Source organism: Pseudomonas putida (assembly GCF_002025705.1).
GTDB lineage: Bacteria > Pseudomonadota > Gammaproteobacteria > Pseudomonadales > Pseudomonadaceae > Aquipseudomonas > Aquipseudomonas putida_J.
Genome location: NZ_CP018846.1, coordinates 5,152,183 through 5,177,407 on the forward strand (window position 1 = coordinate 5,152,183; position 25,225 = coordinate 5,177,407).

A 25,225-nucleotide genomic window follows, 5' to 3' on the forward strand; every position below is an offset into this window, starting at 1 on the left:
TCAAGGCGCGACCGGGTACCAGCGCGGGGTGTAGACCCATTGCTCGCCATTGGCACGGTCGAAGGTGCAGGTCGTGGACGAACCGACCAGCACCATCGTGCGCATGTCGACCATCTCCGGCGTCAGCTCGGCCAGGGTCACTACCCTCAGCGTCTGCCCCGGCCGGCCGATGTCGCGCCCCAGTACCACCGGCGTCTGCCCATCCCGGTGCCGGCGCACGACCTCCAGTGCCGTGCCCAGCTGGTGTGGCCTGGACTTGGAGATCGGATTGTAGAAGGCCAACACCAGGTCGGCCTGGGCTGCCAGGTCCAGGCGTTTCTCGATGATCGACCACGGCTTGAGGTTGTCCGACAGCGACATCACGCAGAAGTCATGCCCCAACGGCGCACCGGCTTGCGCGGCGGTCGCCAGCGAAGCCGAGACGCCCGGCAGGATTTCAAGGTCGACGCGGTGCCACGCGGGGTCGCTTGCCCCATGCAGGGCTTCGAGCACCGCCGCCGCCATGGCGAATACTCCCGGGTCGCCCGAAGACACCACCACCACCGAACGGCCCTGAGCTGCCAGCTCGAAGGCATGCCGGGCACGCTGCATCTCTTCACGGTTGTCGGTGCAGTGCTGCACCTGATCGTCACGGAATGGCCCCGCCATGCGCACGTAGGTCTCGTAGCCGAGAATGTCCTCGGCACGCGCCAGCTCGGCTTTTACCGCCGGCACCATCAGCTCGGCAGCACCAGGCCCCAGGCCGATCACCGCCAGGCGGCCACGCTTGCGACCCAGGCGAGCCGTGTCGACCGGCACTGCGGCCGATGCGATGACCAGGCCCGGCTGCTCGATCAGGCGAGCTTCGGGCAAAGCCTCGGCCACCATGCTGGCCAGCGTGCCGTGCATTGCCGCGAAGCGCAGCACAACGCCCAGCTCCGCGGCGGCCTCGTGCAAGGACGGCTCGGCCATTGCCTGATCGGCGACCAGCAGGCAAGCCAGCGAGGGCTCGGCAATGCCGGCCTCACGCAAGGCGCCACGCACCTGCTCGGCCAGCCCGGGGCCGCCTGCAGCCAGAGCCACCACCACGGAACGCGGGTGGATCAACAGCTCATCACGGCTGGCCTCGCGTGCGTCACAGCCGACATGGATGGTACGCCTGGCTGCGTCACTGGCCGGCAGTTGAACCTGCTCAAGCCAAGGCGCGTCACCCTCGATACGCACGCTTTCACCGGCCAGTAGATCGGAGACAAAACGCTTGCCCTGCTCCAGGTCCGCCAGGGCATAGCCTTCTGGCGGGTTGAGCAGGCAGGTGCCGAAGCGCAGTTCACCACTGGTGGTGATCGCTGCAGCCACACCCAGCGCCTCGCCGAGTTCGCGCGCCATGACGTTGACCCCGCTCAGGCCACCCAACAGCGGCACCACCGCGCTACCGTCCTCGGCCACGGCCAGTACGGGCGGCTCTGCACCTTTCTCATCGAGCAGGCTGGCCAGGCTGCGAATGACGATACCGGCGGCGCACAGCGCGATGATCGGCGTGGCCTGCTGGTACAGCGATCGCAGGGTATCGCCGAAGCCGTCGTAATACTGATCGGCGCCCTCGACCCGGCCACGCAGGCCATGAATCGTCGCCTGTGGATAACGCTGCTGTATACGCTGCGCCGTGGCCAGGCTGCCGGCCCCAAGAATGACGATGGCCGGTGCCTGTTGACTGTTCAACCCTGCCATTTTTCCCCCGGCACGATGATCAGCGAGAAGTACGGCGACGACTGCGGGTCTACCTGATCCAGCGGCACGATCTTCTGGTTGGCCATGGTCGCCCGCTCGACATACAGCGCGCGCCCGTCCAGGCCCAGCTCGCCCAGCACCTGGCGTACCTTGGGGAAGTTGCGGCCAAGCTTCATGATCACCGCCGCATCGGCATCTGCCAGGCGGCGCTTGAGCTCTTCGGCAGGCAGCACGCCCGACAGCACCGACAGGCTCTGGTTGCGATACACCAGCGGCGCACCCAATACCGAGGCGCCGCCGAGCATCGAGCAGACGCCCGGGACCACTTCGGCTTCATGCTGCTGGGCGAGGCGGTCGTGCAGGTACATGTACGACCCGTAGAAGAACGGGTCACCTTCGCAGATCACGGCCACATCGCGACCGGCATCCAGATGCTCGGCCACCTGCACGGCAGCCTCATCGTAGAAATCGCTGATCACCTGCTCGTAGGACAATGGCGCGGGCAGCACCTCGGTGGTCACCGGGTACACCAGCGGTAACAGGGTCTGCTCGGCCTGCAGGTGCGCCTCGATGATACCGAAGGCGTTGCCGCGCTTGCCCTTGGCCACGAAATACGCCACCACGGGCGACTCGCGCAGCAGGCGCAGCGCCTTGACGGTGATCAGTTCAGGGTCGCCGGGGCCTACGCCCAGGCCTAGCAGACGTCCGCGCGGCGCCATCATTCCACCTCCGTGGCCAGGGCGTTGACCGCGGCAGCGGCCATCGCGCTACCGCCCAGGCGGCCCTGCATGATCACGAACGGTACGCCGCGGCTGTCGGCGGCCAGCATCGCCTTGGACTCGGCAGCGCCGACAAAGCCGACCGGGAAACCGAGAATCAGCGCAGGTTTAGGTGCACCGGCATCGATCATCTCCAGCAAGTAGAACAGCGCGGTCGGGGCATTGCCGATCACTACCACGCTGCCTTCCAGGTACGGGCGCCACAGCTCCAGGGCCACGGCCGAGCGTGTGTTGCCGGCGTCCTTGGCCAGGCCCGGCACGCTCGGGTCGCGCAGGGTGCAGATCACCTGGTTATTGGCGGGCAGGCGCGCACGGGTGATGCCTTCGGCAACCATGTGTGCATCGCAGAGGATCGGCGCGCCATTGGCCAAGGCTTCACGACCGGCACGGCCGGCACCTGCGGAAAACTGCAGACCGTCGATGGCCTCGACCATGCCGCAGGCATGAATCACGCGCACGGCGAGCTTTTCCAGGTCTGCGGGAATCCGCTCGAGGCGGGCTTCCTCGCGGATGATCCGGAAGGAATTGCGATAGATCTCCTGACCATCGCGGATGTAGTCAATCATCAAGGTGCTCCGTCGGCAGGGCGAGCATGGCGCCTGCTTCATTCAAGGTAAGGTCGGTGCCGCGCAGGGCACCCAGGCCCGGCAGGTGCGCGTCACGCAAATAGAGGTCATAGCGGCCCGGTGAACGGGCCAGCAAAGTGGCCGGGGCAACATGGGCCACGGCACAGGAACGCGGGCAGCCGGACAGGTGCACGCTGGCAGGCGCGCCGCTGCCCAGCAGCGCTGCCAGCTCGACGGCATCGGCCTTGGTCTCGGCCTGGCCCTTGGCGCAGCCACTGCTGCCGGTGCAGGCGACCATGCGCGCCAATGGCTCGGCAGGCTGGCAGAGCAGGCCCAGAGCCGATAGCTCGACACGGGCCTGTTCGAGGCCGGCAGCGGCGATGTTGGTCAGCATCAGGCTTTGCCACGGGCTCAGGCGCAGGCTGCCGTCACCCCATTGCCGGGCCACCCGGGCAGCCCCACGCAACATGGCGGGCGACAGCCGGCCCAGCGGTGGCGCTACGCCCAACGCCAGGCCCTGCTGTTGCGTCACGGCACCCAGCCATGGGCTTTGGCTGTCTTCGCGCTGCCATTCGAGCACGGCCGCATCGCGGCGGACCTGCAAGCCGAGGCCGTTGATAAACGTATCGGCCGGGCAATCTTGCAGCAGCTGGCGCATGCGCGACTGCTCCGGGCTGGCCAGATCGAGGAAACGATCAAGCACCGCGCGCACCAGCGCCAGCCCTTGCTCCAGCGGCACTGCACCCAGTACCTGGTCGTCGGCAGGGCAGCTGGCCAGGCCGAATGCCAGCCATTCGCGCTGCTCCAGGCGCAGTGCCGAGAGCCACAGGTCGTGGGGGTGCTCGAGCATCGCCACGCCTTCACCACCGTCCAGTTGCACGGCGAACTTGGCCGACAGCTGATGGAAGCGCGGCGTGCCTTGCAGCAGGTCGAGGATTTGCCCGGCCAACGGGCGTACATCCAGCAGCATGGCCGGGTCATGCCCGGCCAGCGGGCTGAGCATCAGGTTGCGCACATCATCACTGGCCGCATCACGTGGCCCGAGGCCTGCAGCCAACAGGCTTTCGACCAGCCCGGCATGATCGCTGCCGATGCCACGGATCTGCAGGTTGCCGCGGTTGGTGGCCTCGATCACTCCGCCGGCGAAGCGCTCGGCTGCCGCCGCCACCGCCTCGGCCTGGTCGGCCAGCAGCAGGCCGCCGGGCAGCTTGATACGGCAGATGCCGCCGTCAAGGGCGCGGACGATGCGCCACAACCCCGGGCAGGCCGAGGGACGGGGTGAGGCTACGGGTGTGTTGGCTGGCGTCAAAGGGGCGTCCGGCAATCGCTGAAAATGCGCTTGAGTGTAGAAGGCGCGGTATTATGCCTGCTTTGTCCGGCGGCATGAAAAGCCGGTGGTCGAGCATCAACAGCGATTGAGCAGAAATTTTGGGGGCGCTGTGCGCCCCATCGCGACACAAGGCCGCTCCTGCAGGAAACACCGCACCCTGTAGGAGCGGTCTTGTGTCGCGATGGGCTGCACGGCAGCCCCAGATCCCAAAGAGGTAGCAATGACCCCCTGGCTGACAGTAGTAGGCATCGGCGAAGACGGCTTCAGCGGCCTGGGCAAACAGGCCCGGCGCGCCCTGCTGGGCGCCTCGCGGATCATCGGCAGCCCGCGGCAACTGGCCCTGTTGCCGCGCTGCATCGGCGCCCAGCGACAGGACTGGCCAACCCCGTTCTCTCTCGCCCCGGTACTGGCCCTGCGCGGTGAGCCGGTCTGCGTGCTGGCCAGCGGTGACCCGATGTTCTTTGGCGTCGGCGCCAGCCTGGCGCGGCAACTGCCGGCTGCAGAAATGCAGGTGCTGTCGATGCCCTCTTCCTGCGCCCTGGCCGCCGCGCGCCTGGGCTGGCCACTGCAGGACGTGCACGTGGTGTCGGTGGTCGCACGCCCTTTGGCCGCGCTCAATGCGCACCTGTACAGCGGCCAGCGCCTGCTGGTGCTGAGCAACGCTGGCGATAGCCCTGCGGCCATCGCTGCACTGCTGCGCGAGCGCGGCTTCGGGCCCAGCCGTCTGCACGTACTGGAACACCTCGGTGGCGCGGCCGAACGGCACCTTTGCGCCATCGCCGATGACTGGCCCGCCACTGAAGTGGCCGACCTCAACCTGGTGGCCATCGAATGCCTGGCCAGCCCTAATGCCGTGCGCCTGTCGCGTGTGCCCGGGCTGGCGGACAGCGCCTTCCGCCATGACGGCCAGCTGACCAAGCGCGACGTGCGCGCCATTACCCTGGCGCGCCTGGCGCCGCAGCCCGGCGAACTGCTGTGGGACGTCGGCGCCGGTTGTGGATCGATCGGTATCGAATGGATGCGCGCCCACCCTGCCTGTCGCACCCTGGCCATCGAAGCCGACGAAGGCCGCCAGGGTTTCATCGAATACAACCGCGATGCCCTGGGTGTCCCCGGCCTGCAACTGGTTCGTGGCAAGGCCCCCGAAGCCCTCGCCGAGCTGGAACGCCCTGACGCCATTTTCATTGGCGGCGGCGTCACCCGCGAAGGCGTGCTGCCCCTGTGCTGGGAACGCTTGCGCCCCGGTGGGCGGCTGGTGGCCAATGCGGTCACCCTGCAGAGCGAACTGGCCTTGGCGCATTTCCGTGAACAGCATGGCGGCGAGCTTACCCGCATCCATGTCGCCCAGGCCCAGCCTTTGGGCGCCTTCGATACCTGGCGCCAGGCGTTGCCGATTACCTTGCTCGACGTGGTGAAACCCCTCGATGCGTGAAGAAACCCACGAGCAACCCGCGCCCCTGCGCAGCGGCCTGACCACCGGCAGCTGCGCCACCGCCACCAGCCTCGCGGCTGCCAAGCTGCTGCTGACCGGTCAGTGCGACGACGCCGTGAACATCACCTTGCCCAAGGGCAAGGTGGTGCAGATGCGCCTGGAGTTCTGCCGCCTGGTCGGCGAGCGCGCCGAAGCCGGCACCCTCAAGGATGCCGGCGACGACCCGGACGTCACCCACGGCGCCCTGCTCTACAGCCAGATCCGCTTGCAGGAACAACCCGGCATTCGCTTCGTCGCAGGCTTCGGCGTCGGTACCGTCACCCGCCCCGGCCTGGTGCTGGCGGTGGGTGAGCCCGCCATCAATCCAGTCCCTCGGCGGATGATCAGCGAGCATTTGCAGCAGCTGGCCGACGCCTGCAGCTATCCGGGCGGCTTCGAGGTCACGGTTAATGTACAAGGCGGTGAGGCGCTGGCGCTGAAGACCATGAACCCACGCCTGGGCATCCTTGGCGGGTTGTCGATCCTCGGCACCAGCGGCATCGTCCGGCCCTTCTCTTGCTCGGCCTATATCGCCTCGATCCACCAGGGCATCGATGTCGCCCACACCAATGGCTACACCCATATCGCCGCCTGCACCGGCAACGCCAGTGAAGACACCATGCGCCGGGTCTACAACTTGCCGGAGATCGCCCTGATCGAGATGGGCGATTTTGTCGGTGCCGTCCTCAAGCACGTGCGCAAAGTGCCAGTGCCACGCCTGACCTTGTGCGGTGGTTTCGGCAAGATCAGCAAGCTGGCGGCCGGCCACATGGACCTGCACAGCCGCCATTCGAGCATCGACCTGCCGCAACTGGCCGGCTGGGCAGCGGACATCGGCGCCGACGCCGAGCTGCAAGCGGCGATCATTGCCGCCAACACCAGCCAGCAAGCCTTGGCCCTGGCACACGCCGCAGGCATCGCCCTGGGCGATGCGGTGTGCGCCCATGCCCTGGCCTTTGCCCGCAGTGTGGTGCCGGCACAGGTACACGTCGAAGTGTTCGCCATCGACCGCCAGGGCGGCATCGTCGGCAAGGCCGGTGTGCAATGACGCCCCGTATCCTCCTGCTCGGCGGTGTCACCGAAGCGCTGGCCATCGCCCGCCAGCTCGGCCCCGAGCACATCTACAGCCTGGCCGGTATTGGCCGCGTACCGCAGGACCTGGCCTGCCAGGTGCGGGTCGGTGGCTATGGCGGTGCGCAAGGCCTGGCCGCCTACCTGCGTGAAGCCGGCATCACCCTGCTGATCGACGCCACCCACCCCTATGCCGCACAGATCAGCCGTAACGCTGCCAGCGCCGCGCAGGCAGCCGGCATCCCCTGCTGGGCCTTGCGCCGCCCGGCCTGGCAGGCGCAGGCGGGGGACGACTGGCGTGAGGTGGATGACTGGGCTGCGCTGATCGAGGCACTCAAGCCGTTTCGGCGGCCATTGTTCACCCTTGGGCGCGAGCCGCTGCAACATCTTGAGGAGATTCCGCCAGAGCAGTTCTGGACCCTGCGAGCCCTGGAAGCCTGCCCTGGCAATGAACGCTGCGAGGTGATCGGCGCACGCGGGCCGTTTCAGATCGCAGACGAGCGGGCACTGTTTGAACGACGTCGCATCGATGTGCTGGTGAGCAAGAACAGCGGCAGCGTGGCGACTGAGCCGAAGCTCGAGGTGGCCAGGGACCGCGGTGTGCCGGTACTTGTCCTGAAGCGTCCGCCGCTACCGGAAGTTGACCTTGAGTTCACCCAGACAGGCCCGCTGCTGGCCAAGTTGAAGGCTATGCTTGAAATGGCATGAGAACGTATATCCCGTTGACATATACGCTCGCCAACTTAAACTTCAGTCACAGTTTGCTGCTTCCAAGGAGGCCCATCATGGAGCAAGGTGCAATCTTCAAAAGCAACCGCAGCCAGGCCATCCGCTTGCCGAAATCCGTCGCCCTTCCCGATGAAGTAACCCGTGTCGACATCGTTGCCGTTGGCCGTACCCGCATCATTTCACCTGCAGGGGAATCATGGGACAGCTGGTTTGACAGCAATGACGCAAGCACGGACTTCATGGCCAGCCGCGATCAACCTGCCGACCAGGAACGCGAAGGGTTCTAATGCTCAGGTACATGCTCGACACGAACATTTGCATCTTCACTATCAAGAACAAGCCACAAGTGGTTCGCGAAGCCTTCAACCGCCACCACGGTCAGATGGCAATCAGTACCGTTACGTTGATGGAACTGGTGTACGGCGCAGAGAAGTCAGCACACCCCGAGCACAATCTTTCGATAGTGGAAGGCTTCGCTGCCCGCCTTGAAGTGCTCGATTACGATAGCCACGCTGCGGAGCACAGTGGGCAATTACGTGCAGAGCTGGCACTGGCTGGCACACCAATCGGTCCATTCGACCAGCTGATAGCGGGCCATGCCCGAGCTCGGGGGCTGGTGCTCGTGACCAACAACCTGCGTGAATTCCAACGAGTTCCGGGGTTACGAGTTGAAGACTGGCTGGTTGCTCCTGCAGGCCGGACCTGAAGAGGCGAAATCCCCTACTCATCCCGCCCTCGACGGAAACGAAACGCTCAGAAACTTCCGAGTGGCCATTCGCCCACTCAGCACTTTAGACTCTGCCCTCCCCTCGGAAGGCGTCACTCATATGGAAATGCAATGGTGGATCTGGCTGGTCTTCGGCATCGGCCTGATCCTGCTCGAACTGGTCCTGCCCACGTTCTTCATCATCTGGTTCGGCATCGGTGCCGTGCTGGTCTCGCTCATCGCCCTGGCCGCCCCCGCCCTGCAACTGGACATGCAGGTGCTGCTGTGGGTGCTGTTCTCCTCGGTGACCACGTTCCTCTGGTTCAAGCTGTTCAAGCGCAAGCAACCCGACGTGCGCTGGACTGCCGACAGCGTGATCGGTGAAGTCGGGCTGCTGACCAGCAGCGTCTCGCAATTCCAGAAAGGCCGCGTGCGCTTCCAGAAGCCGCTGCTCGGCAACGAGGAATGGACCTGCGTCGCCGACGGCGACATCCCCGCCGGCGAGCGCGTGCGGCTCGTCGCCATCGAAGGCAACACCGCCCGGGTCGTCCGGGCCTGAATTGGCATTTAAAAGGAAGTTTGCATCATGACCAGTCTCATCGTCGTCGGCGCCATCGCCCTGTTCGTCCTGATCACCGTGTTCAAGGGGGTGCGTATCGTGCCCCAGGGCGAAGAGTGGATCGTCGAGCGCCTGGGCCGCTACCACAGCACGCTCAAACCCGGCCTGAACATCGTTATCCCGTACATGGATGTGGTCGCCTATCGCCTGCCGACCAAAGACATCATCCTCGACGTGCAGGAACAGGAAATCATTACCAAGGACAACGCGGTGATCGTCGCCAACGCCTTGTGCTTCGCCAAGGTGGTCGACCCGCAAAAGGCCTCCTATGGTGTGCAGAACTTCTCGTTCGCCGTCACCAGCCTGACCATGACCTCGCTGCGCGCCATCGTCGGTGCCATGGACCTGGACGAAGCACTGTCTAGCCGTGAGCAGATCAAGGCGCGCCTGCGCGAGGCGATGTCCGAGCAGACCGAAGACTGGGGCGTGACCGTGCGCTCGGTGGAGATCCAGGACATCAAGCCTTCGGAGAACATGCAGCTGGCCATGGAGCGCCAGGCGGCCGCCGAGCGTGAGCGCAAAGCCGACGTGACCCGCGCCGAAGGCGCCAAGCAGGCAGCAATCCTCGAAGCCGAAGCGCGCCTGCAGTCGGCCAAACTGGATGCCGAGGCGCAGATCAACCTGGCCGAAGCTTCGGCGCGGGCGATTTCGCTGGTCAAGGAAGCGGTGGGCAACGAGACCGTGCCGGCCATGTACCTGCTGGGTGAGCGTTATGTGGGCGCCATGGAGAACCTGGCCAACAGCAGCAATGCCAAGGTCGTGGTGCTGCCAGCGGACCTGCAGGAGACCGTACGTGGCCTGATGGGCCGCAACAAGGCTTGAACATTGCCGGGGCTGCTACGCAGCCCCAAACCGCCCCACCTGCGTCACTTCACCGCACCCCGTCATTTTTACCTATACTCCGCCTTACAATACCGCCCACGATTCCTGACCGGATCTCTCCATGCCCCCACGTCGGCACATTGCCTGGATAGCCTGCCTTGCAGTGCTGTTCAACCTGCTGGCCATGCCGCTGTCTTCTGCCGCGCCCAAGGGCCCGGCAGAGCAGCTGCTGTGGGGGGCTTTCTGTTCCAGCCTGGCCGGCAAGGCCAAGCCCGATGTCCAGGCCCTGGCCAAGATCGACCTCGGCACGCAAGGCGATCAGCACTCCAACATGCAGCACTGCTGGTGCTGTTCGGGCGCTGCACCGCTGCTGGCCCTGCCGGGTTACCCGCCGCAACTGCACAACCCGCCCACACTGCTGGCCGGGCATGCACCGCCGCTGATCGATTACCAGCCCACGCCGCGCCAGCTATGGCCTGCGCTCAATCCCCGTGCCTCTCCCCTGGTCTGAGTTCATTACGCTGTCTGCCTGAACCTGAACAGATCGGAGACTCACCATGCTCAAGCAAGCTCTTGTACTGGCTGCCCTGCTGCTGCCCGGCGCCTACGCCAACGCACATGAATACACTGTGGGCGACCTGCACATCGCCCACCCTTGGTCGCTGCAACTACCGCCCAACGCACCTAACGTCGCCGCCTATTTCGTCGTGCACAACAACGGCAAGGCCGATGACCGCCTGCTGAGCGTCGACAGCCCGATCAGCGATGACGCGCAACTGCACGAGCATGCCATGAGCGCCAGCGGCGCCATGAAGATGCAGCAGGTGCAGAGCGTGGTGGTGCCCGCTGGCAAGGACCTGACCTTCGCCCCCAGCGCCTACCACGTGATGCTGATGCAGCCCAAGGACCGCAGCCTGCTCACCGACGGCAAGCGCTTCCCGCTGACCCTGCACTTCGAGAAGGCCGGCGACATCACCGTCGACGTGGCCGTACAGAAGCAGGCGCCAGCGGACCAGCCCCAGGCCCACGAACACGCGCACTGATACCCGCTGACAAGCGCTCGCCAGCATGAGCCTGCCGCGCAACAGCCTCAGCCGTACCACCCGCCCTGAACGCAGGCGCGTCGGTGGCGGCTGGCTGAGCCTGTTCGCCATGTGGATGATCTTCATCGGCCCATTGATTTCCCAATCGATGCCGATGGACCACCACGCCGGCATGAGCATGCCGATGGACATGTCGATGTCCATGCCGGCCGCTCACGCCCATGCCAGCGACAGCCATCACGGCCACGGCGACGATGGCCAACTGCATGTAATGTGGGAAAAGTGTGGCTATTGCAGCCTGCTGTTCAACTGCCCCGCCTTACCGCAAACCCTCAGCCCGCTCAGCGTCGCCAGCGCAGTTCCCCCTACCCTCATCCCCGCCCCCACGCGCCAGGGCCATGCCCGGCAGGCCGTGTTCCCCGGTGCGCGCAGCCGCGCGCCGCCCCTCTCGATCAGCGTCTGACACCACCGTTATCGCACGGAGCCAGGAGGCTTCGCGCACACTCATGACTGATCGACTGGAATCACTATGTCCGGCTGCACCCCTGTTTTAGCCACTTCCCTGCGTGGGACATTCGCCGCACTGTGCGGCTCGCTGCTCGCGCCCATGGCCCTGGCCGCCGACCCTGGCCATGAAGGCCCCGAGGCCGAGCTGAGCCCGATGGTAATCACCGCGCTTGCGCCTAGCTCGCCGCTGACCGTGGTCACCAACCCCAAGGACCCGCGCCAGCCAGTGCCGGCCAGCGATGGTGCCGATTACCTGAAAACCATCCCCGGCTTCTCGGCCATCCGCGCCGGTGGCACCAACGGTGACCCGGTGCTGCGCGGCATGTTCGGCTCGCGCCTGAACATCCTCACCAACGGCGGCGTGATGCTCGGCGCCTGCCCCAACCGCATGGATGCCCCGACCTCCTACATCGCACCGGAAACCTACGACCGCCTCACCGTGATCAAAGGCCCGCAAAGCGTGATCTGGGGGCCAGGCGGCTCAGCGGGCACGATCCTCTTCGAGCGCGAGCCGGAAAAGTTCGGCACCCTCGGCAGCCGGGTCAACGCCAGCCTGCTGGCCGGCTCCAATGGCCGCTTCGACAAGGTGCTCGACGCTGCCGCCGGCAACAGCCAGGGCTACGCGCGCTTCGTCGGCAACCAGTCGCATTCGGACGATTACGACGACGGCAACGGCGACACCGTGCCTTCGCGCTGGGAGAAATGGAACGGCGACGTGGCCCTGGGCTGGACCCCCGACCAGGACACCTTGCTTGAACTCACCGCAGGCAAGGGCGACGGCGAGGCACGCTATGCCGGCCGTGGCATGGATGGCGCGCAGTTCAAGCGCGAAAGCCTGGGCCTGCGTTTTGAAAAGTCCAACCTCGGCGAAGTGCTCGACAAGGTCGAGGCGCAGGTCTACTACAACTACGCCGACCACGTGATGGACAACTACAGCCTGCGTACCCCCTCGGGCACCGGCATGATGGCCGGCCCCATGGCCGCCGCCGTCGACCGCCGCACCTTGGGCGCACGCATCAAGGCCACCTGGCGCTGGGCCGACGTGCAACTGGTCAGCGGCATCGACGCGCAGACCAACGAGCACCGCGCACGCAGCGCCATGGGCATCGACACCTACAAGGACAAACCCTGGGAAAAGGATGCCGATTTCCACAACTACGGTGCGTTCGCTGAACTGACCTGGTACGCCACCGGTGAAGATCGCCTGATCACCGGCGCCCGCCTGGACCGTGCCTCGGCTCGGGACTTCCGTGATGACAGCGCCACCAACGGCAACACCCGCGCCGACACGCTGCCCAGTGGCTTCGTCCGCTACGAGCACGACCTGGCAGCACTGCCGGCCACCACCTACATCGGCCTCGGCCACGCCCAGCGCTTCCCGGACTACTGGGAGCTGTTCTCCCCGGACCAGGGCCCAGCCGGCTCGGTGAATGCCTTCGACAGCATCAAGCCCGAGAAGACCACCCAGCTCGACTTCGGTATCCAGTACCGCGACGAGCGCCTGGAAGCCTGGGCATCGGGCTACGTCGGGCAGATTCGTGACTACATCCTGTTCGACTACCGCACCGGGATGATGGGCATGAGCAGCACGCAGGCGCAGAACATTGACGCCCGCATCATGGGCGGCGAACTGGGTGCGGCCTACAAATTGAGCGAGCGCTGGAAGGCAGACGCCACCCTGGCCTATGCCTGGGGCAAGAACAGCAGCGATGGCAAGGCACTGCCACAGATGCCACCGCTGGAAAGTCGCCTGGGCCTGACCTACAGCCGCGACAGCTGGAGCGCCGGTGCCCTGTGGCGGCTGGTGGCAGCGCAGAACCGCATTGCCGAAAACCAGGGCAACGTGGTCGGCAAGGACTTCGACAAGAGCGCCGGCTTCGGCGTGTTCTCGCTCAACGGCGCCTACAAGGTGAACCACAACCTCAAGCTCAGCGCAGGGGTCGACAACCTGTTCGACAAGGCCTACGCCGAGCACCTGAACCTGGCCGGGAATGCCGGGTTCGGCTACCCGGCCAGTGATCCACAGCCGGTGAACGAGCCAGGCAGGACCTTCTGGACCAAGGTCGATTTCAGCTTCTGACAACAACAACGGGCGCAACTTGGGTTGCGCCCATCTGCTGGTCACACAGGAGGTTCCCATGAGAGGAACACGCATCAATTTCTATAACCTGGCCTGGCGTTGGCACTTCTATGCGGGGCTGTTCGTGGCCCCGTTCATGATCCTGCTGGCGATCACCGGGATCATCTACCTGTTCAAACCGCAACTCGACCCGCTGCTGTACCGTGACCTGATGGTGGTCGAAGCCGGCCACCATCGCCAGGGCGCCGATACGATGCTGGCCGAAGTGCGCCAGGCTTACCCGCAAGGCCATGTCGGCCAGTACCTGCCGCCGATCAATGCCGAGCGCAGCGCGCAATTCGTGGTGCATGACGCTGGCCGCGAACTGAACGTCTTCGTCGACCCGTACAGCGGCAAGATACTTGGCGAGCAGGACGGCAAGCAGAACCTCCAGGCCATCGCCCGCGCCCTGCACGGTGAACTGATGGTCGGCACGGTCGGTGACCGCCTGGTGGAGCTCGCCGCAGGCTGGGGCATCGTGCTGGTGGTGTCGGGCCTGTACCTTTGGTGGCCACGCGGGCGCAACGGTGCCGGTGTGCTGTGGCCACGCTTCGCGGCAAAAGGCCGAGTGTTCTGGCGTGACCTGCATGCGGTGACCGGCTTCTGGGGTTCTGCCCTGCTGTTGCTGATGCTGGTCAGCGGCATGACCTGGACCGGCATGTGGGGCAAACAGTACGCCGATCTGTGGAACCGCTTCCCGGCGGCCATGTGGAACGACGTGCCCAAGTCGGACCAGGAGGCCCGCGTGCTCAACAACGCCCATCGCCAGACCGTGCCGTGGGCGATGGAGAACACCCCCATGCCGCAATCCGGCGCGCATGCCGAGCATGCCGGGCATCACATGATGGACAGTGCGCCAGCCGCGCCACAGGTGACCCTGCAGCAGGTGCAGGACATCGCCACTGCGCGCCAGGTGGAGCCGGGCTACAGCATCACCGCGCCGACCACTGCAGAGGGTGTGTACACCATTGCAGTGTTCGCCGACGACCCGCGCAACGATGCCACCCTGCATGTCGACCAGTACACCGGCAAGGTGTTGGCCGATGTGCGCTGGCAGGACTACAGCCCGGTGGCGCGTGCTACCGAGCTTGGCGTGATGCTGCACGAGGGCAAGATGTTCGGGCCGCTGAACCAGATCATCATTCTGCTGGTATGCCTGATGATCCTGCTGGGTTCGGTGAGCGGGCTGGTGATGTGGTGGAAACGCCGGCCTGAAGGTGGGCTGGGGGTGCCACCGCTGCGCCATGACCTGCCGCGCTGGAAGGCAGCGGTGGGGGTCATGCTGGTGCTGGGCGTGATGTTCCCGCTGGTGGGGGTGTCGATGGTGGTGATGTGGGTGGTGGATAGCCTGGTGGTCCGGCGCCGTCGGGTGCTGGCCAGCGCCTGAGTCTTAACCTGCACTGGCTTCTTCGCGGGTAAACCCGCTCCCACAGGGATAGCACAATACCTGTAGGAGCGGCTTTAGCCGCGAAGAGGCCGGTACAGGAGAATGTTGCACCCCAAAAGTCGAGTCGATCTGTCGCGCCCCTATCTGGCACGAGCGTGTTAGCCTAACCGGCTACCTCTGACAAGAAGACTGACCTTTCAAGGGAATGCAGCTTGATGACGCAAACTCAACCCACCACGCCAGATGACCAGCATCTGCAGCGCAACCTGACCAACCGCCACATCCAGCTGATCGCCATCGGCGGCGCGATCGGCACCGGCCTGTTCATGGGCTCGGGCAAGACCATCAGCCTGGCGGGCCCATCGATCATCTTCGTCTACATGATCATCGGCTTCATGCTGTTCTTCGTCATGCGCGCCATGGGCGAACTGCTGCTGTCGAACCTCAACTACAAGTCGTTCATCGACTTCTCCGCCGACCTGCTCGGCCCCTGGGCCGGCTACTTCACCGGCTGGACCTACTGGTTCTGCTGGGTGGTCACCGGCATTGCCGACGTGGTGGCGATCGCCGCCTACACGCAATTCTGGTTCCCCGAGCTGCCCCAGTGGATACCGGCGCTGACCTGCGTGGCGGTGCTGCTGTCGCTGAACCTGGTCACCGTGAAAATGTTCGGCGAGATGGAGTTCTGGTTCGCCCTGATCAAGATCGTCGCCATCCTCGGCCTGGTCGCCACCGGCCTGTACATGGTCATCACCGGCTTCACCTCGCCCAGCGGTCGCACCGCGCAGCTGGCCAACCTGTGGAACGACGGCGGCATGTTCCCCAATGGCCTGATGGGCTTCTTCGCCGGTTTCCAGATTGCCGTATTCGCGTTCGTCGGTATCGAACTGGTGGGCACCACCGCTGCCGAAGCGAAGAACCCCGAGCGCACCCTGCCGCGTGCGATCAACTCGATCCCGGTGCGGATCATCGTGTTCTACGTGCTGGCACTGATCGCGATCATGGCGGTAACCCCATGGCGCGACGTAGTACCGGGCAAGAGCCCGTTCGTTGAACTGTTCGTGCTGGCCGGCCTGCCGGCGGCGGCGAGCATCATCAACTTCGTGGTGCTGACCTCGGCGGCCTCGTCGGCCAACAGCGGCGTGTTCTCCACCAGCCGCATGCTCTACGGCCTGTCCCAGGAAGGCGATGCACCCACGGCGTTCGAGAAGCTGTCGAGCCGCTCGGTGCCAGCCAACGGGCTGTTCTTCTCCTGCGCCTGCCTGCTGCTGGGCGCGGTGCTGATCTACCTGGTGCCGAACGTGGTCGAAGCGTTCACCCTGGTGACCACCGTGTCGGCTGTGCTGTTCATGTTCGTGTGGACGCTGATCCTGCTGTCGTACCTGAAGTACCGCAAACACCGCGCGGCGCTTCATCAGGCGTCGAACTACAAGATGCCGGGCGGGCGCTTCATGTGCTACGTGTGCCTGGTGTTCTTCGCCTTCATCCTGGTGCTGCTGAGCCTGGAGGCGGATACCCGCTCGGCGCTGATCGTCACGCCAATCTGGTTCCTGCTGCTGGCAGTGACCTACCAGTTCGTGCGTAGTCGCCGTCATCCACGCACCGCCGTGCGTAACGGCTAATGGCCTCGGGGGCTGCTTTGCAGCCCTTCGTAACACGCGTGCAAGCGGGTAAAACGCCCGGCGGGCCAAGCGCTTTTCCTGCACCTGCCTGCTGCTGGGGGCGGTGCTGATCTACCTGGTACCGAACGTGGTCGAGGCGTTCACAGTGGTGACTACCGTTGCGGCGGTGTTGTTCATGTTCGTCTGGGCGTTGATCCTGCTGTCGTACCTGAAGTGATACTGAGTGATACACGGGATAATTGATTGGCAGGCAGGGGCTCTCGATGCAAGAGCGCTCCTGCCACACTCTCCTTAGCGGTGCACTGCCAGGCTCACCAGGATTGGCAGCGACCAGTTCGGATCATCGGCATTACGCGCTTCAAGCTTCACTGTGCCGTTGTACCAACCTGGGGGCAGTTGCGGGTTGTCTTCACGGGCGAAGCGAAGGAGCAACTGCGCACCACCAGAGCCGGGATTGCAGACAACGTAGCTGTTCATGGTGGTGAACCCGGGGCATCCCGCTACTTCCCTCTGTGCCCTGAATTTGACGGACCGCACACTCCCATCCTCTGCAGTCAGTTTTACGGCCAAGGTCGTGGTGCCTTCTCCACCGAAGGTCAGTGCGGTCGGGCCCACGTCACTGGAAAGTGCAACCACTCCTACCCGTAGCCTCGCCTGGGAAGGTGCCACGGTCACACGCGCCTGTGCCTGGTCGGATACATAGATCAGTCGGGCGCCTTGGAACTCAGGGCTGTACCCGCTCAACCGACCTGCCTGCTCACGCCAGAGCCTGGCCATGTCGGCGGTTCTTGAATTACCTAAAGGCCTGCCGTCATAAGTGACTTGAGGATTCGAATAGTACGGCACGTTGTTACCGCACAGGAACGTGTGAGCGCCACCTGCGGTCTGGTAGCCGAAGCGATAATCGTCTCGGCCATCTTCGTTACAGTGGTCACCCCCCGCGTTATGGCCAACTTCATGCCGAAATGCCAGCGGATAATGAATACTATTGAGGCTGTCCCAGCCAGGCTTGTAGGCCATGCCGGCATAGGGTGAGGCGTCGAAGTAACCCACGTTGATATCCTGCTGATAGTCCGGGCGCAGTGGTGTCAACATGCTTTGAACTTGTTTCAGGCCAGTACCATCGACGGGGAGATCGGTTTCGGTCACGCGAACACCTGCCAGGCGCAGTTGCACCCCTGCCACCTGTGAGTTTCGCAACCCCAGGTTGGCCGTTTCCAGTTGTGCCAGCGCGAATGCCACTGGATCGGCATTCAGCACTGCCAGCGCCTTGGTCGAGAAAAGTACCAGGGCATCGATTATTTCTGTGTTGTCAGGCGTATTTGCAGCAGGTGCGGAAGCGGACTCTGCAAGCCCCTCCACGGTATCCGGCTTCATATAATCATAAGGCGGCTCTTCTAGAAATCGGCGCCCACCCGCCTTATCGACATGCAGCGTACCGCGCCGCCCGGGCCGGTCAATGATCGCCGTTATCGCCCCATCCTGGTCAGTGACCACGACCAACGAGCCGTCGACCCTGTCCGTGAGGGGCCCCGAAAGAGTGCCGCTCTCGATCGTATAACCCTGGGTATTGCGTTCCGAATGGCCTTTGATGAAGTGGCTGCCTCCCAGTTCATTTGCAACCGCTGCCACCACCGGACTTTCGCCCTGTGCCAGTTGTGCATCCTGCGTACACCCGCTCAGCAGCATGGGCAGAAGTGATGCCATGAACATGACAGGCTTTGCAGCACTGTAAGTTGTGCCTCTCATTTTTGATCAACTCCGGATATGGGTTCGGGTCAGCACACGATAGCCACGCCATACCCTTGCGCCTACTGGCAAAAATGTCAGGTACAGCCGACTCCTACAGGCGATTGAGGTCCATGAGAGGTGCGCCAGCGACAGGCGCGAACGGGATCTGGAGCGATCGTCTGTCAAAAGTGATCACCCACCCCAGGCCCCAATACTGTGCAGGCCAGAGCGGCAAGCACCATGTTGAACGCACCAAACGCTCCGATTCGTCGCACAAACGCTCTATGACAAGCCTTCCGGCGCTCGGCACAGCCTTTGCAATCTCCGACCTGCCAGCACCACAACCCTCACATCGGAGTGACCAAATGAAGCGACGCAGTCTGATCAAGGCTTTTACCCTCAGCGCATCAATCGCGGCGATGGGCCTGAGCTGGAGCATCCAGGCCGCCGAAACCATCAAGGTCGGCATCCTGCATTCGCTGTCGGGCACCATGGCCATCTCCGAGACCTCGCTCAAGGACATGGCGCTGATGACCATCGACGAGATCAACGCCAAAGGCGGGGTCAACGGCAAGCTGCTTGAACCGGTGGTGGTCGACCCGGCCTCCAACTGGCCGCTGTTCGCTGAAAAGAGCCGCCAGTTGCTGACCCAGGATAAGGTCGCGGTGGTGTTTGGCTGCTGGACCTCGGTGTCGCGCAAATCCGTGCTGCCGGTGTTCGAAGAGCTCAACGGCCTGCTGTTCTATCCGGTGCAGTACGAAGGTGAAGAGATGTCGCCGAACGTGTTCTACACCGGCGCTGCGCCCAACCAGCAAGCGATCCCAGCCGTCGAGTACCTGATGAGCGAGGACGGTGGCAGCGCCAAGCGCTTCTTCCTGCTGGGCACCGACTACGTCTATCCGCGCACCACCAACAAGATCCTGCGCGCCTTCCTGCACAGCAAGGGCGTGGCCGACAAGGACATCGAAGAGGTGTACACGCCGTTCGGTCACGCTGATTACCAGACCATCGTCGCCAACATCAAGAAGTTCTCCGCGGGCGGCAAGACGGCGGTCATCTCCACCGTCAACGGCGACTCCAACGTGCCGTTCTACAAAGAGCTGGCCAACCAGGGCCTGAAGGCCACCGACGTACCGGTGGTGGCGTTCTCGGTGGGCGAAGAAGAACTGCGTGGCATCGACACCAAGCCGCTGGTGGGCCACCTGGCGGCGTGGAACTACTTCGAATCGGTGGATAACCCGGTCAACCAGAAGTTCGTCGCCGACTGGAAGGCCTACGCCAAGGCCAAGGGCCTGCCGGGCGCTGACAAGGCGGTGACCAACGACCCGATGGAAGCTACCTACGTGGGCATCCACATGTGGGCCCAGGCCGCCGAGAAGGCCAAGTCCACCGACGTCGACAAGGTCCGCGAAGCCTTGGCCGGGCAGACCTTCAAGGCACCGTCGGGCTTCACCCTGACCATGGACAAGACCAACCACCACCTGCACAAGCCGGTGATGATCGGCGAGATCCAGGATGACGGGCAGTTCAGCGTGGTCTGGGAGACCGAGCAGCCCCTGCGGGCACAGCCGTGGAGCCCGTTCATTCCGGGCAACGACAAGCGGCCTGACTATGCAGTGAAAGGTAACTGAGTGCATTGGGGCTGCTTTGCAGCCCTATCGCGGATAAATCCGCTCCTACAAGGGCTGCGCAGAACCTGTAGGAGCGGATTTATCCGCGATGAATCCACCGCCGATTTTCAGGACTGCCCGAATGCTCAGACTCCTGCTCATTTTATTCCTGCTGCTACCCCTGGCCACCCAGGCCAGCGAGGGCGAATTCTTCCTCACCGCCAAGCCCGCCGAGCAGGCCAGCCTGCTCGAAGGCTGGGCGGCGCAACCCGATGCCGCACGCCTGCCATTGCTGCAAAACCTGCGCGAGGGCCGCATCGCCGCCGATGACACGCGCAAGGTGCGCCTGAACAACCGCCTGCGCGGCCTGATCGATAACGCCCTGGCCAGCCACCAGTTGCTCAGCGACAACAGCGCGACCCGCCTGGCCGCCGCCCAGCAACTGCAAAAGAGCGCGCAACCGGCGCAGATGGCCTTCCTCGACCGGCGCTTCGCCAGCGAACCGGACGCCGCCGTGCATGCTGCCCTCGGCCTGGCACTGGCCAACCTGCAACTGGGCGCCAGCGAGCCAGCAGTGCGCCTGGCTGCCGTGCGCCTGCTCGGCGAAACCGGTGACCCGCTGGCCCGTACCCGCCTTGAAGCCCTGCTGCAACCTGATGCCGAGAGCGACCCCGGAGTGCGTACCGCCGCCGAAACCAGCCTCGCCCAGGTCAAGCGCAAGCTGCTGATCGGCGAACTGCTTGGCCAGGCCTTCAGCGGCCTGTCGCTGGGCTCGATCCTGCTGCTGGCAGCGCTAGGCCTGGCAATCACCTTCGGCCTGCTGGGGGTGATCAACATGGCCCATGGCGAGATGCTCATGCTCGGTGCCTACAGCACCTACATGGTCCAGGTGCTGCTGCAGCGCTACGCCCCCGGCGCCATCGAGTTCTACCCGCTGATCGCCCTGCCGGTGGCCTTCGCGGTCAGCGCCGGGGTCGGCATGGCCTTGGAACGCACGGTGATCCGCCACCTCTACGGCCGCCCGCTGGAGACCCTGCTGGCCACCTGGGGCATCAGCCTGATCCTGATCCAGGCCATTCGCCTGCTGTTCGGCGCGCAGAACGTCGAAGTCAGCAACCCGGCCTGGCTGTCCGGCGGCATCCAGTTGCTGCCGAACCTGGTGCTGCCCTACAACCGCCTGGTGATCATCGGCTTCGCCCTGGCTGTGGTGCTGCTGACCTGGCTGCTGCTCAACCGCACGCGGCTGGGCCTGAACGTGCGCGCAGTCACCCAGAACCGCAACATGGCCGCCTGCTGCGGCGTCTCCACCGGGCGTGTCGACATGCTCGCCTTCGGCCTCGGCTCTGGCATCGCCGGCCTTGGCGGCGTTGCCCTGAGCCAGGTCGGCAACGTCGGTCCGGACCTGGGCCAGAGCTACATCATCGACTCGTTCCTGGTGGTGGTGCTCGGCGGTGTCGGGCAACTGGCCGGTAGCCTCTGGGCAGCGTTCGGCCTCGGCATCGCCAACAAGCTGCTGGAGCCGCAGATCGGTGCGGTGCTCGGCAAGATCCTCATCCTTGCGTTGATCATTCTGTTCATCCAGAAGCGCCCGCAAGGCCTGTTCGCCCTCAAGGGACGGGTAATCGACTGATGAACCAGCCACTGCTTGTCACCGCTACGCAAAAGGCCGGGCCACGGCTGTCGCTGGCCATTGGCGCGGTTGTCGTCCTGCTGCTGGTGGCCCTGCCACTGCTGTCGCTGCTGCCGGCTGATCACTCGCTGCAAGTCTCGGCCTACACCCTGACGCTGGTCGGCAAGATCCTTTGCTACGCCATCGTCGCCCTCGCACTGGACCTGGTCTGGGGTTATGCCGGGTTGCTGTCGCTGGGCCACGGCCTGTTCTTCGCCCTCGGCGGTTACGCCATGGGCATGTACCTGATGCGCCAGGCGGCAGGTGACGGCCTGCCGGGGTTCATGACCTTCCTGTCGTGGACCGAGCTGCCCTGGTACTGGGCCGGTACTCAGCACTTCGCCTGGGCCCTATGCCTGGTGGTCCTGGCACCTGGTCTTTTGGCGCTGGTGTTTGGCTTCTTTGCCTTCCGCTCGCGGATCAAGGGCGTGTACTTCTCGATCATGACCCAGGCCCTGACCTTCGCCGGCATGCTGCTGTTCTTTCGCAACGAGACCGGCTTTGGCGGCAACAACGGTTTCACCAGCTTCCGCACCATCCTCGGCTTCGACATCGCCGCCCAAGGCACCCGCGCGGTGCTGTTCCTGCTCACCGTCGGCCTGTTGCTGGCCAGCCTGTACCTGTGCTGGCGCCTGACCCAGAGCAAGTTCGGCCGCCTGCTCACCGCTGTGCGCGACGCGGAAAACCGCCTGATGTTCTGCGGCTACGACCCACGTGGCTTCAAGCTGCTGGTGTGGGTGCTCAGCGCCGTGCTGTGCGGCCTGGCCGGGGCGCTGTACGTGCCGCAGGTGGGCATCATCAACCCCAGCGAAATGTCGCCGACCAACTCCATCGAAGCCGCCGTCTGGGTAGCCCTGGGCGGGCGCGGCACGCTGATCGGCCCGCTGCTCGGCGCCGGCCTGGTCAATGGCATGAAGAGCTGGTTCACCGTGGCCTTCCCAGAGTTCTGGCTGTTCTTCCTCGGTGCGCTGTTCATCCTCGTCACCCTGTACCTGCCCAAGGGCGTGGTCGGCCTGTTGAAGAAAAGGAGCCAGCCATGAGAGGCGTGCCCCCGGTACATCCCGAATTCATGCTTGAACCGGTATTCGACAACCTCGGCAACGGCCGCGAAGCGATCGGCCTGGGCCAAACCCGCAAGGCCGGCCTCGACACCCGCCACGGCACGGTGCTGAGCCTTGAGGACATCAGCGTCAGCTTCGACGGCTTCAAGGCCCTCAACGCGCTGAACCTGTACATCGGCGTTGGCGAACTGCGCTGCATCATCGGCCCCAACGGCGCCGGCAAGACCACGATGATGGACGTGATTACCGGCAAGACCCGCCCCGACACCGGCAGCGCCTTCTTCGGCGACACCCTCGACCTGACCCGCATGAGCGAATACCAGATCGCCCAGGCGGGTATCGGCCGCAAGTTCCAGAAGCCCACGGTATTCGAGGCATTGTCCGTGTTCGAGAACCTGGAGCTGGCACTGAAGACCGACAAGTCGGTGTGGGCCAGCCTGGCCGCGCGCCTTGGCGGCGAACAGCGCCAGCGCATCGAAGAAGTGCTGACCACCTTGCGCCTGCTGCCCCTGGCCCAACGCCAGGCGGGCCTGCTGTCGCACGGGCAGAAGCAGTTCCTCGAGATCGGCATGCTGCTGGTGCAGGAGCCACAACTGCTGTTGCTCGACGAACCGGTGGCGGGCATGACCGATGCCGAGACCGAATTCACCGCCGAGCTGTTCAAGGGCCTGGCCGGCACGCATTCGCTGATGGTGGTGGAGCATGACATGGGTTTCGTCGGCAGCATCGCCGACCACGTGACCGTGCTGCACCAGGGCAGTGTGCTGGCGGAAGGCTCGCTGGAACAGGTGCAGGCAGATGAGCGGGTGGTCGAGGTGTATCTGGGCCGCTAGACATGGATACCTGCGCCGGCCTCTTCGCGGGCAAGCCCGCTCCCACAGGTTCGGCGCTGGTCTCGAGAACTGCGCGGTCCCTGTGGGAGCGGGTTCACCCGCGAAAGGGCCGGCACAGGCAACGAAGAATTCCCAGGAACCCAACATGCTAAAGATCGACACCCTGCACCAGTACTACGGCGGCAGCCACATCCTGCGCGGCCTGTCCTTCGAAGCCAAGGTCGGCGAAGTCACCTGCCTGCTCGGCCGCAACGGTGTGGGCAAGACCACCCTGCTACGCTGCCTGATGGGCCTGGTGCCAGCCCGCGACGGCAGCGTCGAGTGGGAAGGCAAGCCGATCACCACGCTCAAGCCCCAGCAGCGGGTCCACGCCGGGATCGCCTACGTGCCCCAGGGCCGCGAGATCTTCCCGCGCCTGACCGTCGAAGAAAACCTGCTGATGGGCCTGTCGCGTTTCCCGGCCCGCGAAGCGCGGGAAGTGCCTGCATTCATCTACGAGCTGTTCCCGGTGCTGGAGCAGATGAAGCAACGCCGTGGCGGCGACCTGTCCGGCGGCCAGCAGCAACAGCTGGCCATCGGCCGCGCCCTGGCCAGCCGCCCTCGGTTGCTGATTCTCGACGAGCCGACCGAAGGCATCCAGCCCTCGGTGATCAAGGAAATCGGCGCGGTGATCCGGCGCCTGGCCGAACGTGGTGACATGGCGATCCTGCTGGTCGAGCAGTTCTACGACTTTGCCGAAGAACTGGCCGACCAGTACCTGGTCATGGCCCGTGGCGAGATCATCCAGCGCGGCCGCGGTGAAAACATGCAAGCCGAAGGTGTGCGCGGGCTGGTAACCATTTAATCTGCCACCAACGACCCTGCGAGACGCTGTCATGAGTTACCTAATCCGCGACGCCCTGCCCGCCGACGTGCCGGGCATCCTCGACATCTACAACGACGCCGTGCGCAACACCACGGCAATCTGGAACGAAACCCCGGTGGACCTGGGCAACCGCCAGGCCTGGTTCGAAGCACGGGCGCAACAGGGCTATCCGATCCTGGTGGCGGTGGATGAGAGCGGTGTGCTGGGTTATGCATCGTTTGGCGACTGGCGGCCGTTCGAAGGTTTTCGCCTGACCGTGGAACACTCGGTGTATGTCCGCGGTGACCAGCGCGGCAAGGGCCTGGGGCCGGTGCTGATGGAGGCGCTGATCGAGCGTGCGCGTGGGTGCGGCAAGCACGTGATGGTCGCGGCCATCGAAAGCGGCAATGCCGCTTCGGTGCGCATTCATGAGCGGATGGGCTTCGTGGTGACCGGGCAGATGCCGCAGGTGGGGGTGAAGTTTGGCCGCTGGCTGGACCTGACCTTCATGCAACTGGTGCTGAACCCAGGTGCTGATCCAACCTGAAATGCGGTCCTTTGTAGGAGCGGCCTTGTGTCGCGAAAGGGCTGCGTAGCAGCCCCAGCAATCTTGCAGAGGGGCAAAAATCTGGGGCTGCTACGCAGCCCTTTCGCGACACAAGGCCGCTCCCACAAGAGGACCTGTGAGGTGCCTTACATCTGGGTAAACCTGCCCAGCCGCTGCCTCAACATGCTGTTCTCACTGCGCAGCTGCTGCACTTCCTGCAGCAGTTCCAGCGCCAGCGCCACCCCTTCCCACTCCAGTTCCAGCTCCTGATGCAGCTTCGCCGCGCGCTTGGCCAAGAGCGGCGCCTGATCGTCGAACAGCCAGTCCTCCGGCGTTCGCCCCGAAGGTTCGACAATGCCGTGTTCGACAATCTCGATCACGTAGTCAGCCGTGATGTCGGCTTCCTGACACAGGGTACGCATGTCCAGTTGAACGATCAGGGTGCTGCTCAT

25 protein-coding genes and 1 pseudogene are annotated in these 25,225 nt (G+C 64.6%); 20 read left to right on the forward strand and 6 right to left on the reverse strand.

The window, feature by feature from the left end; translation table 11 throughout:
- The 4 genes from cobJ to cobG are packed head-to-tail and all read right to left on the reverse strand — an operon-like array spanning position 1 to position 4,376.
- The gene (gene cobJ, locus BUQ73_RS23390) at positions 1–1,707 is read right to left on the reverse strand and encodes a precorrin-3B C(17)-methyltransferase (RefSeq protein WP_079229867.1); all 1,707 of its coding nucleotides are present in this window, start codon (positions 1,705–1,707) and stop codon (positions 1–3) included.
- Positions 1,695–2,429, reverse strand: a complete 735-nt coding sequence (locus tag BUQ73_RS23395; protein WP_192858671.1) for a precorrin-2 C(20)-methyltransferase — start codon at positions 2,427–2,429, stop codon at positions 1,695–1,697. The genes cobJ and BUQ73_RS23395 overlap by 13 nt, the downstream gene beginning before the upstream one ends.
- Positions 2,426–3,052, reverse strand: coding sequence for a precorrin-8X methylmutase (locus BUQ73_RS23400; protein WP_079229868.1), 627 nt, complete (start codon positions 3,050–3,052; stop codon positions 2,426–2,428). The genes BUQ73_RS23395 and BUQ73_RS23400 overlap by 4 nt, the downstream gene beginning before the upstream one ends.
- On the reverse strand, positions 3,045–4,376 hold the full coding sequence (gene cobG, locus BUQ73_RS23405) for a precorrin-3B synthase (RefSeq protein WP_079229869.1): 1,332 nt from the start codon (positions 4,374–4,376) through the stop codon (positions 3,045–3,047). The genes BUQ73_RS23400 and cobG overlap by 8 nt, the downstream gene beginning before the upstream one ends.
- A gap of 226 nt (positions 4,377–4,602) precedes the next feature.
- Between cobG and cbiE the strand changes: the two genes are divergently transcribed.
- The 14 genes and pseudogenes from cbiE to BUQ73_RS28290 form a co-directional block, all read left to right on the forward strand.
- Positions 4,603–5,814 (forward strand): precorrin-6y C5,15-methyltransferase (decarboxylating) subunit CbiE, encoded by a 1,212-nt coding sequence (cbiE, locus tag BUQ73_RS23410; RefSeq protein ID WP_079229870.1) that lies wholly within the window; start codon positions 4,603–4,605, stop codon positions 5,812–5,814.
- Positions 5,807–6,901, forward strand: a complete 1,095-nt coding sequence (locus tag BUQ73_RS23415; RefSeq protein ID WP_079229871.1) for a cobalt-precorrin-5B (C(1))-methyltransferase — start codon at positions 5,807–5,809, stop codon at positions 6,899–6,901. The genes cbiE and BUQ73_RS23415 overlap by 8 nt, the downstream gene beginning before the upstream one ends.
- Positions 6,898–7,632 (forward strand): cobalt-precorrin-6A reductase, encoded by a 735-nt coding sequence (locus BUQ73_RS23420; protein ID WP_079229872.1) that lies wholly within the window; start codon positions 6,898–6,900, stop codon positions 7,630–7,632. The genes BUQ73_RS23415 and BUQ73_RS23420 overlap by 4 nt, the downstream gene beginning before the upstream one ends.
- Before the next feature lie 77 nt (positions 7,633–7,709).
- Entirely contained in the window at positions 7,710–7,940 is a 231-nt protein-coding gene (gene vapB, locus BUQ73_RS23425; protein ID WP_079229873.1) for a type II toxin-antitoxin system VapB family antitoxin, read from the forward strand.
- The gene (vapC, locus tag BUQ73_RS23430) at positions 7,940–8,359 is read left to right on the forward strand and encodes a type II toxin-antitoxin system tRNA(fMet)-specific endonuclease VapC (RefSeq protein ID WP_079229874.1); all 420 of its coding nucleotides are present in this window, start codon (positions 7,940–7,942) and stop codon (positions 8,357–8,359) included. Before vapB ends, vapC begins: the two co-directional genes overlap by 1 nt.
- Positions 8,360–8,480: 121 nt before the next feature.
- Positions 8,481–8,918: an NfeD family protein gene (locus tag BUQ73_RS23435; RefSeq protein ID WP_054887815.1), complete on the forward strand. Its 438-nt coding sequence runs from the start codon at positions 8,481–8,483 to the stop codon at positions 8,916–8,918.
- 27 nt (positions 8,919–8,945) lie between these two features.
- Positions 8,946–9,800, forward strand: coding sequence for an SPFH domain-containing protein (locus tag BUQ73_RS23440; protein ID WP_079229875.1), 855 nt, complete (start codon positions 8,946–8,948; stop codon positions 9,798–9,800).
- A gap of 121 nt (positions 9,801–9,921) precedes the next feature.
- On the forward strand, positions 9,922–10,311 hold the full coding sequence (locus BUQ73_RS23445; protein WP_079229876.1) for a DUF2946 domain-containing protein: 390 nt from the start codon (positions 9,922–9,924) through the stop codon (positions 10,309–10,311).
- Positions 10,312–10,357: 46 nt separating this feature from the next.
- On the forward strand, positions 10,358–10,843 hold the full coding sequence (locus BUQ73_RS23450) for a copper chaperone PCu(A)C (protein ID WP_027920795.1): 486 nt from the start codon (positions 10,358–10,360) through the stop codon (positions 10,841–10,843).
- A 25-nt stretch (positions 10,844–10,868) separates the two neighbouring features.
- Positions 10,869–11,306, forward strand: coding sequence for a DUF2946 domain-containing protein (locus BUQ73_RS23455; protein WP_079229877.1), 438 nt, complete (start codon positions 10,869–10,871; stop codon positions 11,304–11,306).
- 66 nt (positions 11,307–11,372) lie between these two features.
- On the forward strand, positions 11,373–13,430 hold the full coding sequence (locus BUQ73_RS23460; RefSeq protein WP_079229878.1) for a TonB-dependent copper receptor: 2,058 nt from the start codon (positions 11,373–11,375) through the stop codon (positions 13,428–13,430).
- A 58-nt stretch (positions 13,431–13,488) separates the two neighbouring features.
- Positions 13,489–14,856, forward strand: a complete 1,368-nt coding sequence (locus BUQ73_RS23465) for a PepSY-associated TM helix domain-containing protein (RefSeq protein ID WP_079229879.1) — start codon at positions 13,489–13,491, stop codon at positions 14,854–14,856.
- A 215-nt stretch (positions 14,857–15,071) separates the two neighbouring features.
- Positions 15,072–16,478 (forward strand): D-serine/D-alanine/glycine transporter, encoded by a 1,407-nt coding sequence (cycA, locus tag BUQ73_RS23470; RefSeq protein ID WP_079229880.1) that lies wholly within the window; start codon positions 15,072–15,074, stop codon positions 16,476–16,478.
- A gap of 73 nt (positions 16,479–16,551) precedes the next feature.
- Positions 16,552–16,692: pseudogene (locus tag BUQ73_RS28290) on the forward strand (D-serine/D-alanine/glycine transporter); the annotation flags it as partial.
- A gap of 77 nt (positions 16,693–16,769) precedes the next feature.
- Here BUQ73_RS28290 and BUQ73_RS23475 read toward each other — a convergent pair.
- Complete coding sequence (locus tag BUQ73_RS23475) at positions 16,770–18,227, reverse strand: hypothetical protein (RefSeq protein WP_152031598.1); 1,458 nt, start codon at positions 18,225–18,227, stop codon at positions 16,770–16,772.
- Between the two features lie 347 nt (positions 18,228–18,574).
- Here BUQ73_RS23475 and urtA point away from each other — a divergent pair, with 347 nt between their 5' ends.
- The 6 genes from urtA to BUQ73_RS23505 all read left to right on the forward strand — a co-directional run bounded on the left by urtA (position 18,575) and on the right by BUQ73_RS23505 (position 24,773).
- Complete coding sequence (urtA, locus tag BUQ73_RS23480) at positions 18,575–19,840, forward strand: urea ABC transporter substrate-binding protein (protein ID WP_079229882.1); 1,266 nt, start codon at positions 18,575–18,577, stop codon at positions 19,838–19,840.
- Positions 19,841–19,928: 88 nt separating this feature from the next.
- Complete coding sequence (gene urtB, locus BUQ73_RS23485; protein ID WP_416171802.1) at positions 19,929–21,449, forward strand: urea ABC transporter permease subunit UrtB; 1,521 nt, start codon at positions 19,929–19,931, stop codon at positions 21,447–21,449.
- A complete protein-coding gene (urtC, locus tag BUQ73_RS23490; protein ID WP_079229884.1) occupies positions 21,449–22,528 on the forward strand; it encodes an urea ABC transporter permease subunit UrtC in 1,080 nt (359 codons plus the stop codon). The genes urtB and urtC overlap by 1 nt, the downstream gene beginning before the upstream one ends.
- Positions 22,525–23,382, forward strand: coding sequence for an urea ABC transporter ATP-binding protein UrtD (urtD, locus tag BUQ73_RS23495; protein WP_192858672.1), 858 nt, complete (start codon positions 22,525–22,527; stop codon positions 23,380–23,382). Before urtC ends, urtD begins: the two co-directional genes overlap by 4 nt.
- 145 nt (positions 23,383–23,527) lie before the next feature.
- Complete coding sequence (gene urtE, locus BUQ73_RS23500; protein WP_060486116.1) at positions 23,528–24,226, forward strand: urea ABC transporter ATP-binding subunit UrtE; 699 nt, start codon at positions 23,528–23,530, stop codon at positions 24,224–24,226.
- Between the two features lie 31 nt (positions 24,227–24,257).
- Complete coding sequence (locus tag BUQ73_RS23505; RefSeq protein WP_079229885.1) at positions 24,258–24,773, forward strand: GNAT family N-acetyltransferase; 516 nt, start codon at positions 24,258–24,260, stop codon at positions 24,771–24,773.
- Between the two features lie 146 nt (positions 24,774–24,919).
- On the opposite strand, the gene BUQ73_RS23510 is transcribed toward BUQ73_RS23505, so the two are convergent.
- Entirely contained in the window at positions 24,920–25,225 is a 306-nt protein-coding gene (locus tag BUQ73_RS23510; protein WP_027920784.1) for a chaperone modulator CbpM, read from the reverse strand.

Coding starts and splice junctions, on each gene's coding strand:
- cobJ (WP_079229867.1), bottom strand. CDS start 1,707: ATGGCAGGGTTGAACAGTCAACAGGCACCGGCCATCGTCATTCTTGGG.
- BUQ73_RS23395 (WP_192858671.1), bottom strand. CDS start 2,429: ATGATGGCGCCGCGCGGACGTCTGCTAGGCCTGGGCGTAGGCCCCGGC.
- BUQ73_RS23400 (WP_079229868.1), bottom strand. CDS start 3,052: ATGATTGACTACATCCGCGATGGTCAGGAGATCTATCGCAATTCCTTC.
- cbiE (WP_079229870.1), top strand. CDS start 4,603: ATGACCCCCTGGCTGACAGTAGTAGGCATCGGCGAAGACGGCTTCAGC.
- BUQ73_RS23415 (WP_079229871.1), top strand. CDS start 5,807: ATGCGTGAAGAAACCCACGAGCAACCCGCGCCCCTGCGCAGCGGCCTG.
- BUQ73_RS23420 (WP_079229872.1), top strand. CDS start 6,898: ATGACGCCCCGTATCCTCCTGCTCGGCGGTGTCACCGAAGCGCTGGCC.
- vapB (WP_079229873.1), top strand. CDS start 7,710: ATGGAGCAAGGTGCAATCTTCAAAAGCAACCGCAGCCAGGCCATCCGC.
- vapC (WP_079229874.1), top strand. CDS start 7,940: ATGCTCAGGTACATGCTCGACACGAACATTTGCATCTTCACTATCAAG.
- BUQ73_RS23435 (WP_054887815.1), top strand. CDS start 8,481: ATGGAAATGCAATGGTGGATCTGGCTGGTCTTCGGCATCGGCCTGATC.
- BUQ73_RS23440 (WP_079229875.1), top strand. CDS start 8,946: ATGACCAGTCTCATCGTCGTCGGCGCCATCGCCCTGTTCGTCCTGATC.
- BUQ73_RS23445 (WP_079229876.1), top strand. CDS start 9,922: ATGCCCCCACGTCGGCACATTGCCTGGATAGCCTGCCTTGCAGTGCTG.
- BUQ73_RS23450 (WP_027920795.1), top strand. CDS start 10,358: ATGCTCAAGCAAGCTCTTGTACTGGCTGCCCTGCTGCTGCCCGGCGCC.
- BUQ73_RS23455 (WP_079229877.1), top strand. CDS start 10,869: ATGAGCCTGCCGCGCAACAGCCTCAGCCGTACCACCCGCCCTGAACGC.
- BUQ73_RS23460 (WP_079229878.1), top strand. CDS start 11,373: ATGTCCGGCTGCACCCCTGTTTTAGCCACTTCCCTGCGTGGGACATTC.
- BUQ73_RS23465 (WP_079229879.1), top strand. CDS start 13,489: ATGAGAGGAACACGCATCAATTTCTATAACCTGGCCTGGCGTTGGCAC.
- cycA (WP_079229880.1), top strand. CDS start 15,072: ATGACGCAAACTCAACCCACCACGCCAGATGACCAGCATCTGCAGCGC.
- BUQ73_RS23475 (WP_152031598.1), bottom strand. CDS start 18,227: ATGAGAGGCACAACTTACAGTGCTGCAAAGCCTGTCATGTTCATGGCA.
- urtA (WP_079229882.1), top strand. CDS start 18,575: ATGAAGCGACGCAGTCTGATCAAGGCTTTTACCCTCAGCGCATCAATC.
- urtB (WP_416171802.1), top strand. CDS start 19,929: ATGAATCCACCGCCGATTTTCAGGACTGCCCGAATGCTCAGACTCCTG.
- urtC (WP_079229884.1), top strand. CDS start 21,449: ATGAACCAGCCACTGCTTGTCACCGCTACGCAAAAGGCCGGGCCACGG.
- urtD (WP_192858672.1), top strand. CDS start 22,525: ATGAGAGGCGTGCCCCCGGTACATCCCGAATTCATGCTTGAACCGGTA.
- urtE (WP_060486116.1), top strand. CDS start 23,528: ATGCTAAAGATCGACACCCTGCACCAGTACTACGGCGGCAGCCACATC.
- BUQ73_RS23505 (WP_079229885.1), top strand. CDS start 24,258: ATGAGTTACCTAATCCGCGACGCCCTGCCCGCCGACGTGCCGGGCATC.
- BUQ73_RS23510 (WP_027920784.1), bottom strand. CDS start 25,225: ATGAGCAGCACCCTGATCGTTCAACTGGACATGCGTACCCTGTGTCAG.